This is a genomic window from Amycolatopsis sp. NPDC004079 (genome assembly GCF_040610415.1).
Lineage (GTDB): Bacteria > Actinomycetota > Actinomycetes > Mycobacteriales > Pseudonocardiaceae > Amycolatopsis > Amycolatopsis halotolerans.
Genome location: NZ_JBEXMH010000025.1, coordinates 30,144 through 46,974, shown reverse-complemented (window position 1 = coordinate 46,974; position 16,831 = coordinate 30,144). Strand labels below are relative to the sequence as shown.

The following is a 16,831-nucleotide window of genomic DNA, read 5'->3' as shown; positions in this document are numbered from 1 at the left end:
TCAGCGGCCCGGCCCCGGTGCGAAACCGGCGAGCGGGTTCTCGTCGCAGGCCCGGTCCGGCGGACGGCGCATGCCGATGGTCACCGGCACGGGTTCGCGCTTGCGTGTGCGGTGCGAATGGTCCAGCGACGGTTTCGGCGCGCTGCCGGCGGCGACCCCGGCCAGCGCGCGTTCGCCGTGGCCGCGCACGCATTCCGGGTCCGGACCGTCGAGCGGCAGCCCGGTGAAGAACTTCGCCGCCATGCACCCGCCGCGGCAGGCGTCGAACGCCGAACACGACGTGCAGGCCCCGCCGCTCTGCGGGCTGCGCAATTCGGCGAACAGTTCGGATTCCCGCCACACCCGGGTGAATCCGCCTTCGACGCGGGTGTTTCCGGCGAGGAAGGTGTCGTGGATGGCGAACGGGCACGCGTAGACGTCGCCGACCGGGTCGACCAGGCACACCACCCGGCCCGCCCCGCACAGGTTGAGCCCGGGCAGGCCGCCGTCGCCGTAGCCCGCCAGGTGGAAGAACGAGTCGCCAGTGAGCACGTTTTCACCATGCTTCACCAGCCAGTCGTACAGTTCCCGTTGCTGCTGCGCGGTGGGGTGCAGCTCGTCCCAGACGTCCGCGCCGCGGCCGGACGGGCGGAGCCGGGTGAGCCGCAGCTGGGCGCCGTAGCGGTCGGCAATGGCTTTGAAGTCGTCGAGCTGCCCCGCATTCTGCCGGGTCACCACGACAGAAATCTTGAAGTTCCCGAACCCCGCGGCGGAAAGGTTCTCCATCGCCCGGACGGCGGTGCGGTAGGAGCCGGGGCCGCGGACGTGGTCGTTGACCTCCTCGGTGGCGCCGTCGAGGGAGATCTGGACGTCGACGTAGTCGCTGCCGGCGAGCCGTTTCGCGACGTCCTCGGTGATCTTGATGCCGTTGGTGGAGAACTTGACGCCGACGTGGTGCTCGGTCGCGTAGTCGACCAGCTCCCAGAAATCGGGCCGGACGGTCGGTTCGCCGCCGCCGATGTTCACGTAGAACACCTGCATGCGCTCGAACTCGTCGATCAGCGCCTTGCACTCGGCGGTGCTCAGCTCGCGCGGGTCGCGGCGGCCGGACGAGGAAAGGCAGTGCACGCAGGAGAGGTTGCAGGCGTAGGTGAGTTCCCAGGTGAGGCAGATCGGCGCGTCGAGCCCGAACTGGAATTCGTCGACAAGCGGCATCACACGCTCCTCGGATGGATCATGTCCGACGCCGCGAGCGCGGCGAGGGCGGCGCGGTAGCGGGGCAGTTCCGCCTGCGCGACCCCGGCCCGTGCGCAGGCGGCGCGGGCGGAGGGGTGGTCGGTCAGCGCCTGCACCGCGGCGAGCATGGTGCGGCTCTTGAGAAAGGACAGCCGGCGGGTGCCGAAGTGGTACAGCAGCGCGCCGAACCGCTCCGGCCGGATGGAGACCCGGCTGTCCAGTTCCCAAGCACCGTCCAGATCGAACGCCGCGGCGTCGCGGTCAGTAGACACCGCACATTCCGTCGATCGAGACCTCCTCGACGAGCAATTCGTCGGCTACGACCTCTTCGGCCTGCGTCTCGGCTGCGGCTGTCGTCTCGCTCATCGTGACTCCCTTGTCCCGCTCGGCGATATTTGACACTTGGTGTCGAATGTGACGGCGACAATACTGTCACTCAGTGCCAGAAGCAATGGCCCGTCCGCGCGAGACACCCGATCGGGCGTTGTCCCCGGCCGGGAACCGACTGCCCCGCTCGCCCGACTCCTCAGGAGGCGGACCACGCGAAGGGAGCAGGATGGCCATCGGCACAGACGACGCGCCACGCACCGAACGGGAACCGGCGACCGGATGGGCGGCGCTGCGTCCGCTCGTGGTGCGGCTGCACTTCTACGCCGGAGTGTTCGTCGGACCGTTCCTGCTGGTCGCTGCGCTGACCGGGATCGCGTACGTGTGGACGCCGCAGCTGGAGCAGGCTGTCTACTCGCGGGAGTTGCACGTCCCGGCCGCCGCCGGCGCGGTCTCGCTGGACCAACAGGTTCTCGTCGCGCGCGGGCAGGTGCCGGACGGGAAGGTCATCGCCGTCCGCCCGGCACCGTCCGCGACTGACACCACCCAGGTGATCTTCGACCGTCCGGGTCTTGCGCCGAGTTATCGGTACACGGTGTTCGTCAATCCGCATGACGGCGCGGTTCGCGGCGCGCTGGAGACCTACGGTTCCGGGCAGGCGATGCCGGTCCGAGGCTGGATCGACACTCTCCACCGCAGCCTGCATCTCGGCGATTTCGGCCGGTTGTACAGTGAACTGGCGGCGAGTTGGCTGTGGGTGATCACCCTTGCCGGGTTGGCTTTGTGGCTTGGCCGTCGTCGACGTTTGCGTGCTGTGCTGCTGCCTTCCGGCGGCAAGCCTGGACGGCGTCGGCTGCGTTCTTGGCATGGCTCGGCGGGGCTGTGGATCGCTGCGGGGCTGTTGTTCCTCTCCGCCACCGGGTTGACGTGGTCCCTTCATGCGGGCGCGAACATCACCGACCTGCGGTCCTCTTTGGACTGGACTACGCCGTCGGTTTCGTCTGCTTCTCGGTCTCCCGGCGACGTCGGCTGGCAGGCGGTTCGCGACGCGACCGTGCGGGCCGGATTGTCCGACCCGGTGGAGATCCGGCCGCCGTCCGCGGGTGGCTACGTGGTGCAGCAGATCGGGCGGGGCTGGCCGTCCAAACAGGACTCGATGGCGGTTGATCCCGGTACGGGCGTTGTTGCTGGGACGCTGAGGTTCGCCGATTATCCGCTCGCCGCGAAGCTGAGCCGGTGGGGGATCGACGCGCACATGGGGTTGTTGTTCGGGGTCGCGAACCAGATTGTGCTGACGGTGCTCGGGGCGGCGTTGGTTTGTGTTGTGGGGTGGGGGTACCGGATGTGGTGGCTGCGGGGCCGGTCCGGGCGATCGGCGGCGGGTGGCTGGTTGCGCGGTGGGGGACGTTCCGGCGAGTCGGGCGGCTTGGATCGATCGCCGAAGGATTACGGGTGGCGGCGTGGCCGGGCTCGATTCGGCCGGTTGCCGATGCGCGGCGCGTGGCGGCGGATCCCCGGGCGAGTGCTGGCTCCGGTGCTGGTCGTGGTGGCGGTCGTGGGGTGGTTCCTGCCGGTGTTCGGGGTGTCGCTGGTGGGATTCCTGGCCGTGGACTGCCTGCTGGGCTTGCGCCGGGAGGTCGCGCGATGATCGCCGAAGCGGGTTTGCGGTGGATCCTCACGCTGCTGTTCGCGGCGGCCGGGGCGTTCTGCCTGTACCGCTGCGCGCGGCGTCCCGGCGTCAGCGGACGAGTGGCGGACGCGCTGCACGCGGCGATGTGCGTCGGGATGGTGACGATGGCTTGGCCCGCGACGATGACTTTCGCCCGAATGCCGCAGGTCGTGCTGTTCGCGGCGGCGGCCGGATGGTTCGCGGTGAGCGCGGCGCTGGGCATGGGGCACGGACGGCTGCCGGGAGCGCACCACGCGCTGATGATGGCCGGGATGGCGTGGATGGCGTTCGTGATGCCGTCGGCGATGGCGGGAATGACGATGTCCGCGACGGCGATGGGCGGCGAGCACGCCGGGATGGACATGGGCGACGCGGGCATGACGATGACCGGGCACGCGCCGGGGCACGTGGTGGCGGTCGCGGCTGTGCTGGCAGTGGTGTTTTTGGTGGCTGGAGTCGCGTGGCTGGCCCGGGCGATCGATCACGCCCGGACGGTCGCCCGGCCTGGACGGCGGGAGGCCGGGCTGGCGATGGAGGGCGTGATGAGTTTGGGCATGGCGGTGATGGCGGTCGCGATGATCTGAGCCGTGAGCCGTGAGCCGTGAGCCGTGAGCCGTGAGCCGTGAGCCGTGAGCCGTGAGCTGCGAACCGCGGGCTGCGAACCGCGGGCCGCGTCGGCTGGGTGTCGCGAACGAGCAGTCGTCCGCCGGGTCGCTGCTGGCGCGCGGTTCGCGTCGCGGCGAGATTCCTTGCTCGCGTGTCCGTCCGGGTGAGCTGCTTGGCCGGACACGCGAGCGGGGACGGGCGTCAGGCGGCGCGGTGCCGTCCGGTCGGGCGTTGGGAGTCGCGGCCGCGTTTCGGGTGCGGGCGGACCAGGGCGAGCGCGCCGTGGGTGGTCACGGCGGTCTGGTCCGGGTCGTCGGCGGTGTCGGCGAGGTCCGGGCCCGGCTGGTGCCGGAGGCGGTGCTGGCGGTGGACCGCGTAGAGCAGTGCCAGCCCGACGACGAGGAAGACATGCGACAGTACCCGGGCGACGGTCACCCGGTCGCCGATCAGGTCGCTGGTCGTGAGCACGGCGAGGACGATCACGAACCCGGTGATCATCGGCAGCTGCCCGGCCGCCGCGCGGGTTCGCAGGGCGGCCCACAGCAGTCCGACGCCGACCGCGAGGTTCCAGGCCGCGCTTTCGTTGATGAGGTGGCCTTCCATGAAACCGCCGTGGGCGTGGTCCATGCCCAGCAGTTGCGCGAACGCCAGCCCGCACTGGACCAGCCCGACCAGTCCCAGCGCGACCCGCAGCCCCCATTTTTCCCGGGGCGGGGCCGGGGTTTCGGCGAGGATCCGGTCGGTGAGGTCGGGCACCTCGGGCGCGCTGCGGACCAACATCGTGCGGCGCAGCGTCGCGCTTCGCTCGTACCAGCTCCGGCACGACGCGCAGGTCTCGAGGTGCTGGTCGACCTGCGGTTCGGGCAGCGGGCCCGCTTCGCCGTCGAGTCGCGCGGACAGCGCTTCGCGGAAGATTTCACAGCTCACGTCTGTCATAGTCGCTCGGACGCGCGCCTGAGTTCCCGGCGGGTTCGGCGATTTTCCCGGCACCTGGTCGTGGCGCCGCCGCCGGACGGCATGGACTACCGTGACATCCGTGTCCACCGGCCGCGACAACGACGACGAGCGGATCACCGCACTGGCCCTCGCCGCGGGCCGCGGTGACCAGGCCGCATTGGAAGCCTGGGTCCGCGCGACGCAAGCCGACGCGTGGCGGTTCCTGGCCCACCGCACCAGCCCGGCCGACGCGGACGACCTCACCCAGGAAACGTACCTGCGCGCGTTCGGCTCCCTGCCGCGCTTCGCGGGCCGGTCGTCGTCGCGGACGTGGCTGCTGTCCATCGCCCGCCGGGTGGTCGTCGACCGCATCCGCGCGCGCTCGGTCCGCCCCCGCGAATCCACGACGGCCGACTGGCAGCGCGCCGCCGAAGAACAATCGGCCCGGACGCGCACGGCGGGTTTCGAGGACCTCATCGAATTGGGCCTCCTGCTCGACACCCTGGACGAGGACCGCCGCGAAGCCCTGGTGCTGACCCAATTCCTGGGCCTGTCGTACGCGGAAGCGGCCGAGGTGTGCGGCTGCCCGGTCGGCACGGTGCGTTCCCGGGTGTCCCGCGCCCGTGATGATTTGCTGCGCGCGCAGGAGGAGAGCGACACCGCTATGTGATGCGGGTCGTTCCGTTCTGCCGGGCCGCTTGGGTGTTGGCGTGGGTTGCTTGGTAGCTGGCTGGATCTGCTCGGCTGTCGGCGAGTGGGTCGGCCGTCCGGTAGCAGGCGGATCGCCTTGGTTACCGGGCGGGTCGCTGCTCGAGTCAGGTGCCAAGCGGGATGGACGGCTGGTCGTATCGGACGAGGGCGGCGGCGGGCTGGTCGCTCGACGGCGGTCGTCTGGAGTGGACGGTGGCGGATTGCCGAGCTAGGTGCTCGGCTTCGCTTTCCCGAGCCGAGCCGAGCCGAGCCGAGCCGAGCCGAGCCGAGCCGAGCCGAGCCGAGCCGAGCCGAGCCGAGCCGAGCCGAGCCGAGCCGTCGTTCCGGCAGCCTGTTAGGGCCCGCCGTGGGATCCGCCCGTGATCCAGGTCGCGGGAACTCGCGGCCGTCTCCGCCCGACTATTCTGCTGTGCGCACTATTCCGGCCCCGCACCGGCGGGGTTTGCTTGCCGCCGCGGGGTTTGCCGCCGTGGCCGTCGTGGCGGTGGTCGCTGCGGCGGGCGATGTCTACGCCGCTCTCGGCAACCCGGCTCCCGGCCCGTTGACGTCCTTCGGCACCTCCTTGCTTCGGTTGATCGCCGACGCGGCCGGGGTGGTCTGCGTCGGTGCGCTGGCATTCGCGGCGTTTCTGAGCCCGCCGGGCGAATCGGGACGGCTCTCCCCGGACGGTTACGCAGCGACCCGCACAGCAGCGGGCGCCGCGGTCGTCTGGGCGCTCGCTGCCGCGATGCTGGTGCCGTTCGACGCCGCTGACGCGTCCGGGCGACCAGTCTCCGAGGCGTTCCACCTGGCGAACGTTGCCGTCCTCGTCGACGCCATGGAGGAACCCAAAGCCTGGCTCTGCGTCCTGGCGGTGGCGACGGCCGTAGCGATCGGCGTTTGGCGCACGTTGACCTGGCGCACCACGGTGTGGTGGCTAGGCCTGGCCATCGTCGGGCTGCTGCCGCGCGCGATCGCCGGGCACGTTTCCATCGGCGCGTGGCACGACCTGGCCACGAACGCCTTGGTGTGGCACGTGATCGCGGCGGCGCTGTGGACTGGCGCCCTCGTTGCGCTGCTGGTCCACGTCCGACGTTCGGGCTCGGCCCGAGAAGTCGCGCTGCGTCGATATCGACGGTTGGCGACCTGTTGTCTCGTCGTACTCGCCGCGTCCGGAATAGTCGACGGTCTCACGCTGCCCCGTCCGGCTGGATTGCTTACTGGCTATGGCTTTCTCCTTGGGATAAAGGTCGTGGTCACGGTGGTGCTGGCGGTGCTGATCGCCGTCACGCGCCGGCGTTGGGGCGGCGGGAAAGCGGCTCTCGTGGCTGAGGTCGTGGTGCTGGCTGGGGCAATGGGCGTCTCGGCTGGGCTGGCGCGTCTGGTGCCACCGGCGTTCGTGGACGATCCGGCGACCGTCGGCGAGACCGTGCTCGGCTACGACCTGCCTGACCCTCCGACGTTCGCCCGGCTCTTTCTCAATTGGCGTCCGGACTTGCTGCTCGGCGTCCTGGCAGTGCTCGCCGTCGCGGCCTACGCGGTCGGCGCGCGTCGACTCCGCACTCGCGGCGACGACTGGCCGCGCGGCCGGTTCTGGGCGTGGACCTGCGGCTGGGCGACGGTGCTGATCGCGACGTCGTCCGGCCTGGGCAAGTACTCGTCTGGAACCTTCAGCCTGCACATGGTCATCCACATGACGCTGGCCATGCTCGCCCCGGTACTGCTCGTGCTCGGCGGCCCGGTGACCCTCGCACTGCGCGCTTTGCCGGTGGCGGGCACAGGGCCGGACGGTCCGCGCGAGTGGCTGGTGGCGCTGCTGCACTCGCGCTTCACACGCCTGGTCGCGCACCCGCTGGTGGCGTCAGTGGTGTTCGTCGGCTCGTACTACGCGCTGTACTTTTCGGGCCTGTTCGGCGAGGCGATGCGCTACCACTGGGCGCATCAGCTGATGAACCTCCATTTCCTCGTGTCCGGCTACGTCTTCTTCTGGCTGGTGATCGGCGTCGACCGCCCGCCGCGCTCGCTGCCGCATCTGGCGCGGCTCGGCATGATGTTCGCGGTGATGCCGTTCCACGCGTTCTTCGGCGTGATCCTGATGAACAAGCAGACGGTGATCGCCGAGACGTTCTACCGGTACCTGTCCCTGCCGTGGATGCCTGACCTCCTCTCTGACCAACGCCTCGGCGGCGGCATTGCCTGGGCCACCGGGGAAATCCCGATGATCGTGGTCGTCGTGGCGCTGCTGGTGCAGTGGGGCCGCCACGACGACCGCGAAGCCGCGCGTCTGGACCGTCGCTTTGACCAAGGCGACGACGACGATTTCGCCGCCTACAACGCGATGCTCGCCAACCTGGCGGCCAGAAGACAGTAGCCGCGGTCCGATGCCTGCCTCAGCGAATCAGGTCGATCACTCCCGAGTTCCGCTCGACCGGCATCGGCTCGCCGCGCGCTGAAATCTGGCATTCCGCAGATAGCGTCCCACCTCGGGAAGTCACGATCTCGAGGCACCGCAACGATTCCATTGCTAAACCACGGCAGTCACCACCTTGTCCAAGGCTCCGTCCTTGACGTCCGCGACGAGAACTTTCAGCTGTGCCAAGCTCATCTGCACGCGTTGCCCGAAGTCGTCGGTCAAGACGACGCGACGCTCCGCCGGGGCGGCGTCGTCGAGGAACAGCTCCGGGCAGCCGCAGTCGCAGTTGCCGCAGAACGTGGTCACGTGCCGCAGATCTCCTGATGCGGCAAAGGTTTCGGACATTTTCGCTCCTGTCTGATCGGGTCGGGCCGGGCACTGCCACCATCTGGATAGTCGTCGGGGAGCGGTGAAAGGTTCCCAAGTCACCCGAAGGAGTGGCGACGGAAAACCAGGCGTACGATGGAAATCAGTCCGCCTTTCCGGCGCAGGCACTGCCACCGCTTTCGTGCCCATCCTGGAATCCGGAGAACCATGTCCACGCAGACCGCCGTCCCCGCGGCGACCCCGACCCGTCACCTCGATCTCGCCGTCGGCGGGATGACCTGTGCCGCTTGCGCGGCGCGCGTCGAGCGTTCCCTCGGCAAGCTCGACGGCGTCCGCGCCACGGTGAACTATGCGACCGAACGCGCGACCGTCCACTATCCACCTGACCTCGATCCCGCCTTGCTGATCGCGACGATCGAGCGGGCTGGCTACACCGCGACTGTCCGCGGCGAAACGAGCCCGGAAAATCGCGACGCGCGGGTTCGCGATCTGCGCCGTCGGCTGATCGTGGCCGCGGTGCTGGCTGTCCCGCTGGGAAACCTGTCGATCACGCTCGCGCTCGTGCCGTCGTTGCGATTCCCGTTGTGGGAGCTGGTGTGTCTGCTGCTCGCGACACCGGTCGTGTTCTGGTCGGCGGCACCGTTCCACCGTGCCGCGCTGCGCAATCTGCGGCACCGATCGTCCAGTATGGACACTCTCGTTTCCTTGGGGGTGTTGGCGTCCTACCTGTGGTCGGCCGCTTCGGTGCTGATCGGATCGGGCAGCGAGGCGGGCTACTGGATCGGGTTCGGCGCGACCGCGCCGGGCGCGGATTCGGTGTACCTCGATGTCGCGGCAGGCGTGACGACGTTCTTGCTCGCTGGCAGGTACTTCGAGGCGCGGTCCCGGCGTGGCGCGGCGGACCTTCTCGGGGCGCTGGACGCGCTGGCGGCGAAGGACGTGCGGATTCTGCGCGCGGACGGCGAAGTGCTGGTCGGAATCGGCGAACTGGCGGTCGGCGACCGGTTCGTGGTGCGGCCGGGGGAGAAGATCGCCGCTGACGGAACTGTCGACAGTGGTCTGTCCACAGTGGATGTAAGTGCCATCACGGGAGAACCGGTGCCGGCGGAGGTCGGGCCGGGAAACCGGGTGATCGGCGGGAGCATCAACCTGAACGGCCGGCTGGTGGTGCGTGCGGAGGCGGTCGGGGCGCGGTCGCAGCTGGCGCAGATGAGCGCGCTGGCCGAGCGGGCGCAGGAGCGGAAGGCGGCGGTGCAGCGGCTGGCCGACCGGGTGTGCGCGGTGTTCGTCCCGGTGGTTTCGGCGCTCGCCGTGCTCACGCTGGCGGGGTGGTTGCTCAGCGGGAACCCGGTGCGGGATGCGTTCGGGGCGGCGGTGTCCGTGCTGATCATCGCGTGCCCGTGTGCGTTGGGGCTTGCGACGCCGACGGCGTTGATGGTCGGCGTCGGGCGGGGCGCGCAGCTCGGGATCCTGGTGAAGGGGCCGGACGCGCTCGAGGCGAGTCGCACGGTCGACACCGTCGTGCTGGACAAGACTGGCACGGTGACCCAGGGACGGATGACTCTCGCCGAGACCAGGGCGTTCGGGTCGTTTTCGTCGACGGAAGCGCTTCGTCTCGCGGCCGCGGTGGAAGCTTCGTCGGAACATCCGATTGCGGCAGCGATTGTCGCTGGTGGGCCGGAGGTGCTTCCGGCCGCAGCGCAGTTCGAGGCCTTGCCGGGGCTGGGTGCGCGTGGTGTCGTCGAGGGAACGGCAGTCGTGGTCGGGCGGCCGAAGTTGCTGGTCGGCGAAGGGGTTTCGGTTGGCCTGGAGGTCGAGGCCGAAGTGGCGTCGGCGGAGGCTGGCGGGGCGACGGTCGTGCTTGTGGCGAAAGGCGGCGAGGTCGCGGGCATGCTCGTAGTACGGGACGAGGTGAAGCCGTCGGCGCGGGCGGCGGTCGCGCAGTTGCATCGGCTGGGGTTGAAAACGGTGCTGCTGACCGGCGATAACGAGGCGACGGCACAGGCTGTCGCGGCGGAGGTCGGGATCCCCGAGGTGCTCGCCGGGGTTTTGCCCAGCGAGAAGGCGGCGGCGGTGTCCGCGTTGCAGCGCAAGGGACATCGGGTAGCGATGGTCGGCGACGGGGTGAACGACGCTCCGGCGCTGGCGACCGCGGATCTCGGGCTGGCCGTCGCGGAGGGAACCGATCTGGCCTTGCGGTCGGCCGACATCATCCTGGTCCGCGACGATCTGTCGGTGCTGCCGGACGCGATCCGTCTCGCTCAGCGGACATTGCGCACTATCCGCGGCAATCTCGTCTGGGCTTTCGGGTACAACGTGGCCGCGTTGCCGCTCGCCGCGTGCGGGCTGCTGAACCCGCTGATCGCGGGGGCCGCGATGTCGCTGTCGTCGGTGCTGGTGGTGGCCAACAGCTTGCGGTTGCGGAATTTCGCGCCCGGCCGCTGAACCGGGGGTGGGCGGGATCACCCTGGCCGTCGCTCACTCGATTAGGTTAGGTTTGCCTAATCAGTCGGCGACAGAGGGTGAGGTGCGCGGTGACGCGGGACGCGGAAGCCGGGATCGAGGGGCGGGTCGCGCTGGTCACCGGCGGTGCGCGCGGGATCGGCGCGGCCGTCGTGGAGGCGCTTGCCCGCGCCGGTGCCGTGGTGGCCGCGGTCGACATTGACGAGGAGGGGCTGCGGGAGGTTGCCGCGCGTGACTACGGCGCGGGGCGGGCTCGGGCGGATGCCGCGGATGCTTCGAACGGTGGAGCGCTTGGCGACGCTGCGCCGGGTTCTCTGGCGGCGGGTGCGCCGGAGGGGCGTGGTGTTGAGCGACTTTCCGGGCACGTTCCGGAGGGGCGTGATGTTGAGCGACTTTCCGGGCATGTTGTGGCGGGGGCGTCCGTAGGCGGCGATGTCTCGGGGAGCCTTGCGGCTGAGGTCATGTCGGAGCGTGCGGACGGTGACGCTGCGCAGATAACAGCCGATGCGGCGCGGGCTCGTGTCGAGGCGGGTGCCGGGCCGCCGGTCGGGAGCCGAGGCGGGCGGGTGGTGCCGTTCGTGGCGGATGTGGGGGATCCGGCAGCGGTTGCGCGGGTTGTCGCGGATGTCGAGCGGGAGTTGGGGCCGATCGGGATCGGGGTGTCTGTCGCGGGGGTGTTGCGGCCTGGAAGCGTCAGCGAGACCAGCGACGAGGACTGGGCGGCGACCTTCGCGGTCAACTCGACGGGCGTTTTCACAGTGCTACGCGAGATCTCCCGGCGGATGCAGCCGCGGGGGAGTGGGGCGCTCGTGACTGTGGGGTCGAATGCGGCTGGTGTCCCGCGGACCGGGATGGCGGCTTATGCGGCTTCGAAGGCGGCGGCGACCATGCTCACCCGCTGTCTCGGGCTGGAGCTCGCCGGGTCGGGGATTCGGTGCAATATCGTCTCGCCGGGGTCGACCGATACCGACATGCAACGTCTGCTGTGGACGGACGACTCCGGCGAAGCCCGCGTGATCGCGGGGAATCCAGGGGAATTCCGCGTCGGGATTCCGCTCGGGCGGATCGCCGACCCGGCCGATATCGCGGACGCTGTGCTGTTCCTCGCGTCCGACCGGGCGCGGCACATCACCATGCAGAACCTCTACGTCGACGGCGGGGCCACGCTTCGCGCGTGACCCGGGTTGATCCGCCGGGCGGCTTTTCCTTTTCGTCCGGATACGGTAGCGTCCATTAGGTTAGGCTAACCGAACAGTCAAGGTCTGGACCTTGTCCAAGGAACAGACGGGGCGGCTCGGCCGCCTGCGCGTGTGCGAAAGGGAATTCACCTCGTGTCCTCACCTGCTCCGGCCCGTCCGCGGCCGGTCCACCGGGCGGCGGATCTCCTGGCCGCGTACCTGCCGGGGTCGTTCTACTACTCGTCGGCCCGCGGGGTGCTGCTCGCCGACGGGGTGCATTCGTGCGTCCGCGGCACACCCGGCAACCGGGCCGCGGCTGCCGCTGAGGCGTTGGAAGCCGCTGTGCTGGCGGGGGTTGCCCATCCGGTTGTGGTGGGAGCGATCGGGTTTCGGCCGGATTCCGGGAGCAGTTTGATCGTGCCCGCGGTGGTGCGCCGGGCCAAGGCACCGGGCGACGCTGCGAGTGGGGTTTCAGGCGTGGATGGTCGTGCGGAGTTGGCTGGCGCGGATTCGGGCGTGGCCGGTCGTGCGGAGTTGGCTGGCGGGGTTTCAGGCGTGAGCGGTCGTGCGGAGTTGGCTGGCGGGGTTTCAGGCGTGGGCGGTCGTGCGGAGTTGGCTGGCGCGGATTCGGGCGTGGGTGGTCGTGCCGAGTTGGCTGACGCGGATCCGGGTGTGGGTGGTCGTGCGGAGCTGGCCGACGAGGTTTCAGATGTGGGCAGTCGCGCGGAACTGGCTGGCGGGGTCTCCGCTGAGGGCGATCGCGGGGAGCCGAGCGGGTTCTCGGCACAAACCTCCTGGACCGTAGTACCTCAACCGGCCCCCGAGGTTTACGCCGAAAGTGTCCGTCGGGCCGTCGAGCTCATCACCGACGGGGAACTCGAGAAGGTCGTCCTTGCCCGGGCGCTGGATCTCGTGGGCCAGCAGGGCGTTTCCGTCCAGCGGCTGCTCCGCAACCTCGTCGTGGCCGACCCCGCGGCGCACGCCTTCGCCGTTGACGTCAGCGCCCCGGGGGATCCGGCGCCGCGGACGCTCGTCGGGGCTAGTCCGGAGTTGCTGGTGTCTCGCAAGGGCGACGTCGTGACCGCGAATCCGCTCGCTGGGTCGCGGAGGCGGACGGGGGACCCGGTCCAGGACGCACAGGCGATTGCCGAGTTGAGAGTGTCCGAAAAGGACCTCAATGAACACGCTCTCGTCGCCGCGCAGGTCGCGGAGGTGCTGGGGCGCTACTGCACCGAGCTGGAAGTTCCGGAAGAGCCGGAAGTGATTGGCACGCCTACGATGTGGCACCTTTCCACTCGGATCACCGGTCGGGTGGGGCCGGGTGGGCCGTCGTCGTTGGAGTTGGCTGAAGCCTTGCATCCGACGCCCGCGGTGTGCGGGGTGCCGGTCGATCTCGCGCGCGACACGATCGCGCAACTGGAACCCGAGGATCGCGGATATTACGCGGGGTTGGTCGGGTGGACCGACCTCGCGGGGGACGGCGAATGGGTGGTCACGATCCGGTGTGCGGAGGTGTCCGACAGGACGGCGCGCCTGTTCGCGGGGGCCGGTGTCGTCGCTGGGTCTGATCCGGCGGCGGAATTGGCCGAGACCAGCGCGAAGTTCGGGACGCTGCTGCGTGCGCTGGGTGCGGAGGGGGTCGCGTGAACCTGTGGCCGGAGGAAACCGCGGCCAGGTATCGGGCCAGCGGGTATTGGCGGGGGCAGACGTTCGGGGCGTTGCTGACCTCGCTCAAGGAAGCGTATGCGGACCGGACTGCCGTGGTCGGCGAGGATCAGCGGTGGACGTTCGCCGAACTGGACGAGCGGGCGCATCGGTTGGCGGCTGGGTTCGTCGCCGGCGGGATCAAGCAGGGCGACCGGGTCGTCGTGCAGTTGCCGAACATTCCGGAGTTCGTGTCTGTCGTTTTTGGACTGTGGCGGGCCGGTGCGGTGCCGGTGTTCGCGTTGCCCGCGCATCGCGACAGCGAGTTGCGGCACTTCGTGGAGCAGAGCGAAGCACAGGCGATTATCACCGTCGGAGAGCACGCTGGGCACGATCACGCGAAGATGGCGCGGGAGGTTGCCAAGGGGAAAGTCTTCGTCGTCGGCGAGCCGGAGTTCGCGGAGCTGGCGGCGACCGGACCGCGCGAGCTGCCGGAGCCGGATCCGGAGGGCATGGCGTTTCTGCAGCTGTCCGGCGGAAGCACGGGGTTGCCGAAGCTGATTCCGCGTACTCACGACGATTACCTCTACAGCGTCAGGGAAAGCGCGCGGATATGCGGACTCAAGAAGGAAAGCGTGTATCTCGCGGCCCTGCCCGTCGCGCATAATTTCCCGCTCAGCTCACCGGGGCTGCTCGGCGCGTTGCACGCGGGCGCGGCCACGGTGATGGTGCCGCGTCCGGACGCCGACACCGCGTTCCGGCTGATCGAGGCCGAAGGGGTCACCATCAGCGGGGTGGTTCCGCCGTTGGCGGCGGCTTGGGTGCAGGCAGCCGCGCGGACCGGGCGGGATCTGTCCTCTTTGGAGGTTCTGCTCGTCGGCGGCGCGAAATGCGGCCGGGAACTCGCCGAACGGATCGGACCGGCGCTGGGATGTCAGTTGCAGCAGGTGTTCGGCATGGCCGAAGGGCTCGTCTGCTACACCAGGCTGGACGATCCCGACGACCTCGTCCTGAGCACCCAGGGGCGGCCGATCTCGCCGGACGACGAGGTGCGCGTCGTGAATCCGGACGATCCGCTGGCGAAGTCGGACCACGTAGTCGAGCCCGGCGAAATCGGTGCGCTGCTCACCCGCGGGCCGTACACGATTCGCGGGTACTACAACGCGGACGAGCACAACAAGACCGCGTTCACCGAGGACGGCTTCTACCGCACTGGCGATTTGGTGCGGCAACGGGAATCCGGGCATCTCGAGGTCGTCGGGCGGGCGAAGGAGCAGATCAATCGCGGCGGCGAGAAGGTCGCGGCGGAAGAGGTCGAGAACCACCTGATGGCGCATCCGGGCGTGCTCGACGCGGCCGTCGTCGCGGTGCCGGACGAGTACCTCGGCGAGCGGACCTGCGCGTATGTCGTTCCGGTGGACGGAAACCAGCCGAGCGCGGCGGAACTGCGCCGGTTCGTGCGCGGACGCGGGATCGCCGCGTTCAAGGTGCCGGATCTGGTGGAGGTGGTCGGGGAGTTCCCGGTCACCGGCGTGGGCAAGACCAGCAAACGCGAACTGCGGGCGGCGCTGGCCGCCCTGGCGAAGGAGAGGTGAGGCGTGTCCCTGCCGAAAATCCGGGCGTACCCGCTGCCGAGCGCGGCGGACCTGCCCGCGGGGCGGGTCGGCTGGCGGCCCGACCCGGCGCGGTCGGCCCTGCTCGTGCACGACGTCCAGCGGTATTTCCTCGCCCCGTATGAGGGTTCGCCGATTCCGGAGATGATCGCGAACATCGCGGAGCTCGCCGAGAAGGCGCGCAGCTACGGCATTCCGGTGTTCTACACCGCGCAGCCGGGCAAGCAGCCCGCCGCCGATCGCGGGCTGCTCACCGAATTCTGGGGCGACGGCATCGGCGCGGTGATCGACGACGACCCGCGCGCCGCCGACATCGTCGACGAGCTGGCCCCGCGACCGGGCGACACCGTGCTGGACAAATGGCGCTACAGCGCCTTCCAGCGCAGCACTTTCCGCGAGCAGCTCGGCGACCGCGACCAGCTGCTGATCACCGGCGTCTACGCGCACATCGGCTGTCAGACCACGGCGGTCGAGGCGTTCATGCGCGACGTCCGGCCGTTCCTGATCAGCGACGCGGTCGCGGACTTCGACCGCTCCCGGCACGACCAGGCGTGCGAGTACGTCGCGCAACGCTGCGGCGTCGTCACCACCACCGCCGACGCGCTCGCCGCGCTGTCGGCGCCGATTCCCGCAGGAGCACCTCGATGAGCACCCCCGGACTGACTGCCGGCCAGGTCAACGCGGACGTCGCCGAACTGCTCGGCTGCGGTCTCGACGAGCTGACCCCGGACACCGACCTCGCTGACCTCGGCCTCGATTCGATGCGGATCATGAGCCTGGTCGAGAAGTGGCGCGGCGCGGGCGCGGCGCAGCTGGAATTCGCCGACCTCGCCGAGGACCCGCGGCTCGGGCACTGGACGAAGCTGCTCACCGGCGGCGCGCAGTGAGCCGGGACGAGCACCGGCACCGCCACACCGCCCGGATCGCGGAGGTCCGCGCGGGCCGTCAGGCCGAGAAAGTGCCGTACCCCATCCGGATCCGGCGCGCGGAGGTCGTGCGGACCAGCGCGGTCGGCACCGGGCTGCTGCGCGTCACCCTCGGCGGGCCGGGCACGACCGGGTTCGAGGCGCATTCGCCGGACGAGCACGTGAAGATCCTCTTCCCGGACGCGGACGGCCAGCTGCGGCTGCCCGAAGCGAACGGGGACATGCTCCGCTGGCCGAAGCCGTCGCCGGTTTCGCGCGAGTACACCGTCCGCCGCTACGACCCGGCGTCCGGCGAGCTGGACCTCGACGTCGCCCTGCACGACGGCGGTCTCGGCTCGGACTGGGCGCGGGCGGTGCGGCCGGGCGAGGCCGTGCACGTCGCCGGTCCGCCGGGCGGGCTGATCGTGCCGCACAACTACGACCGCTACCTGCTCGCCGGCGACATCACGGCGCTGCCCGCGCTCGCGCGCTGGCTGGAGGAACTGCCGCGGACCGCGGTGGGCTGGGCGTTCGCCGAGGTCGCCGACACGAGCGAGCAGATCGACCTCGACGCTCCGGACGGCGTCGAAGTCCGCTGGCTGCACCGCGGCACTGGCAATCCGCCCGGCAGCGTCGACCTTCTCGCCGACGCCGTGAGCGAAGTCAAGGTGCCCGAAGGCGAACGGCTTTACGCCTGGATCGCCGGAGAGGCGGGCGCGATCAAGCCGTTGCGCCGCTGGCTGCGCGACGACCTCGGGCTCGCCCGCGAGGACTGCGACGTGACCGGCTACTGGAAACGCGGCGTCGCGGACTTCGACGACGAGCACGATCACTGATCCATCAGA

The 16,831-nt window shown here is 70.0% G+C and carries 16 protein-coding genes and 1 pseudogene; 12 read left to right on the top strand and 5 right to left on the bottom strand.

Going from position 1 to position 16,831, the window contains the following annotated elements:
- Genes mftC through mftA form a run of 3 tightly spaced genes read right to left on the bottom strand, consistent with a single transcriptional unit; the run spans position 1 to position 1,581 of the window.
- Positions 1 to 1,194, bottom strand: a complete 1,194-nt coding sequence (gene mftC, locus ABZX37_RS24930) for a mycofactocin radical SAM maturase (protein WP_354743322.1) — start codon at positions 1,192 to 1,194, stop codon at positions 1 to 3.
- Positions 1,194 to 1,487, bottom strand: a complete 294-nt coding sequence (gene mftB / locus ABZX37_RS24925; protein WP_354743320.1) for a mycofactocin biosynthesis chaperone MftB — start codon at positions 1,485 to 1,487, stop codon at positions 1,194 to 1,196. Before mftB ends, mftC begins: the two co-directional genes overlap by 1 nt.
- Complete coding sequence (gene mftA, locus ABZX37_RS24920) at positions 1,477 to 1,581, bottom strand: mycofactocin precursor MftA (protein WP_344279510.1); 105 nt, start codon at positions 1,579 to 1,581, stop codon at positions 1,477 to 1,479. The genes mftB and mftA overlap by 11 nt, the downstream gene beginning before the upstream one ends.
- Positions 1,582 to 1,771: 190 nt before the next feature.
- On the opposite strand from mftA, the gene ABZX37_RS24915 reads away from it, so the two are divergent.
- Both ABZX37_RS24915 and ABZX37_RS24910 read left to right on the top strand, forming a co-directional pair.
- Positions 1,772 to 3,190 carry a PepSY-associated TM helix domain-containing protein gene (locus ABZX37_RS24915; protein ID WP_354743318.1) on the top strand — a complete coding sequence of 473 codons (1,419 nt, stop codon included), beginning with the start codon at positions 1,772 to 1,774 and terminating at the stop codon, positions 3,188 to 3,190.
- On the top strand, positions 3,187 to 3,795 hold the full coding sequence (locus ABZX37_RS24910) for a DUF5134 domain-containing protein (RefSeq protein WP_354743316.1): 609 nt from the start codon (positions 3,187 to 3,189) through the stop codon (positions 3,793 to 3,795). The genes ABZX37_RS24915 and ABZX37_RS24910 overlap by 4 nt, the downstream gene beginning before the upstream one ends.
- 223 nt (positions 3,796 to 4,018) lie before the next feature.
- Here ABZX37_RS24910 and ABZX37_RS24905 read toward each other — a convergent pair whose 3' ends face one another.
- A complete protein-coding gene (locus ABZX37_RS24905; RefSeq protein WP_354743314.1) occupies positions 4,019 to 4,753 on the bottom strand; it encodes a zf-HC2 domain-containing protein in 735 nt (244 codons plus the stop codon).
- A gap of 100 nt (positions 4,754 to 4,853) precedes the next feature.
- Between ABZX37_RS24905 and ABZX37_RS24900 the strand changes: the two genes are divergently transcribed.
- Positions 4,854 to 5,423: a sigma-70 family RNA polymerase sigma factor gene (locus tag ABZX37_RS24900; protein ID WP_354743312.1), complete on the top strand. Its 570-nt coding sequence runs from the start codon at positions 4,854 to 4,856 to the stop codon at positions 5,421 to 5,423.
- A gap of 450 nt (positions 5,424 to 5,873) precedes the next feature.
- A complete protein-coding gene (locus ABZX37_RS24895; protein WP_354743310.1) occupies positions 5,874 to 7,814 on the top strand; it encodes a cytochrome c oxidase assembly protein in 1,941 nt (646 codons plus the stop codon).
- A 153-nt stretch (positions 7,815 to 7,967) separates the two neighbouring features.
- Here ABZX37_RS24895 and ABZX37_RS24890 read toward each other — a convergent pair whose 3' ends face one another.
- The gene (locus ABZX37_RS24890) at positions 7,968 to 8,201 is read right to left on the bottom strand and encodes a hypothetical protein (RefSeq protein WP_354743308.1); all 234 of its coding nucleotides are present in this window, start codon (positions 8,199 to 8,201) and stop codon (positions 7,968 to 7,970) included.
- Positions 8,202 to 8,390: 189 nt separating this feature from the next.
- Between ABZX37_RS24890 and ABZX37_RS24885 the strand changes: the two genes are divergently transcribed.
- The 8 genes and pseudogenes from ABZX37_RS24885 to ABZX37_RS24850 all read left to right on the top strand — a co-directional run bounded on the left by ABZX37_RS24885 (position 8,391) and on the right by ABZX37_RS24850 (position 16,822).
- A complete protein-coding gene (locus ABZX37_RS24885) occupies positions 8,391 to 10,628 on the top strand; it encodes a heavy metal translocating P-type ATPase (RefSeq protein WP_354743306.1) in 2,238 nt (745 codons plus the stop codon).
- A gap of 77 nt (positions 10,629 to 10,705) precedes the next feature.
- Positions 10,706 to 10,867: pseudogene (locus tag ABZX37_RS24880) on the top strand (SDR family NAD(P)-dependent oxidoreductase); the annotation flags it as partial.
- A 240-nt stretch (positions 10,868 to 11,107) separates the two neighbouring features.
- The gene (locus ABZX37_RS24875) at positions 11,108 to 11,824 is read left to right on the top strand and encodes a 2,3-dihydro-2,3-dihydroxybenzoate dehydrogenase (RefSeq protein WP_354743445.1); all 717 of its coding nucleotides are present in this window, start codon (positions 11,108 to 11,110) and stop codon (positions 11,822 to 11,824) included.
- A gap of 153 nt (positions 11,825 to 11,977) precedes the next feature.
- The gene (locus ABZX37_RS24870) at positions 11,978 to 13,471 is read left to right on the top strand and encodes an isochorismate synthase (protein WP_354743304.1); all 1,494 of its coding nucleotides are present in this window, start codon (positions 11,978 to 11,980) and stop codon (positions 13,469 to 13,471) included.
- Positions 13,468 to 15,063 carry an AMP-binding protein gene (locus ABZX37_RS24865; RefSeq protein ID WP_354743302.1) on the top strand — a complete coding sequence of 532 codons (1,596 nt, stop codon included), beginning with the start codon at positions 13,468 to 13,470 and terminating at the stop codon, positions 15,061 to 15,063. The genes ABZX37_RS24870 and ABZX37_RS24865 overlap by 4 nt, the downstream gene beginning before the upstream one ends.
- A gap of 3 nt (positions 15,064 to 15,066) precedes the next feature.
- On the top strand, positions 15,067 to 15,729 hold the full coding sequence (locus ABZX37_RS24860; protein ID WP_354743300.1) for an isochorismatase family protein: 663 nt from the start codon (positions 15,067 to 15,069) through the stop codon (positions 15,727 to 15,729).
- Positions 15,726 to 15,968 carry a phosphopantetheine-binding protein gene (locus ABZX37_RS24855; protein WP_116199911.1) on the top strand — a complete coding sequence of 81 codons (243 nt, stop codon included), beginning with the start codon at positions 15,726 to 15,728 and terminating at the stop codon, positions 15,966 to 15,968. Before ABZX37_RS24860 ends, ABZX37_RS24855 begins: the two co-directional genes overlap by 4 nt.
- The gene (locus ABZX37_RS24850) at positions 15,965 to 16,822 is read left to right on the top strand and encodes a siderophore-interacting protein (protein WP_354743298.1); all 858 of its coding nucleotides are present in this window, start codon (positions 15,965 to 15,967) and stop codon (positions 16,820 to 16,822) included. The genes ABZX37_RS24855 and ABZX37_RS24850 overlap by 4 nt, the downstream gene beginning before the upstream one ends.
- The last annotated feature ends 9 nt before the right edge of the window (positions 16,823 to 16,831 follow it).

Excerpts from the sequence above, each read along its gene's own strand:
- mftC (WP_354743322.1), bottom strand. The coding sequence starts at position 1,194 with ATGCCGCTTGTCGACGAATTCCAGTTCGGGCTCGACGCGCCGATCTGC.
- mftA (WP_344279510.1), bottom strand. The coding sequence starts at position 1,581 with ATGAGCGAGACGACAGCCGCAGCCGAGACGCAGGCCGAAGAGGTCGTA.
- ABZX37_RS24915 (WP_354743318.1), top strand. The coding sequence starts at position 1,772 with ATGGCCATCGGCACAGACGACGCGCCACGCACCGAACGGGAACCGGCG.
- ABZX37_RS24910 (WP_354743316.1), top strand. The coding sequence starts at position 3,187 with ATGATCGCCGAAGCGGGTTTGCGGTGGATCCTCACGCTGCTGTTCGCG.
- ABZX37_RS24905 (WP_354743314.1), bottom strand. The coding sequence starts at position 4,753 with ATGACAGACGTGAGCTGTGAAATCTTCCGCGAAGCGCTGTCCGCGCGA.
- ABZX37_RS24890 (WP_354743308.1), bottom strand. The coding sequence starts at position 8,201 with ATGTCCGAAACCTTTGCCGCATCAGGAGATCTGCGGCACGTGACCACG.
- ABZX37_RS24885 (WP_354743306.1), top strand. The coding sequence starts at position 8,391 with ATGTCCACGCAGACCGCCGTCCCCGCGGCGACCCCGACCCGTCACCTC.
- ABZX37_RS24875 (WP_354743445.1), top strand. The coding sequence starts at position 11,108 with ATGTCGGAGCGTGCGGACGGTGACGCTGCGCAGATAACAGCCGATGCG.
- ABZX37_RS24855 (WP_116199911.1), top strand. The coding sequence starts at position 15,726 with ATGAGCACCCCCGGACTGACTGCCGGCCAGGTCAACGCGGACGTCGCC.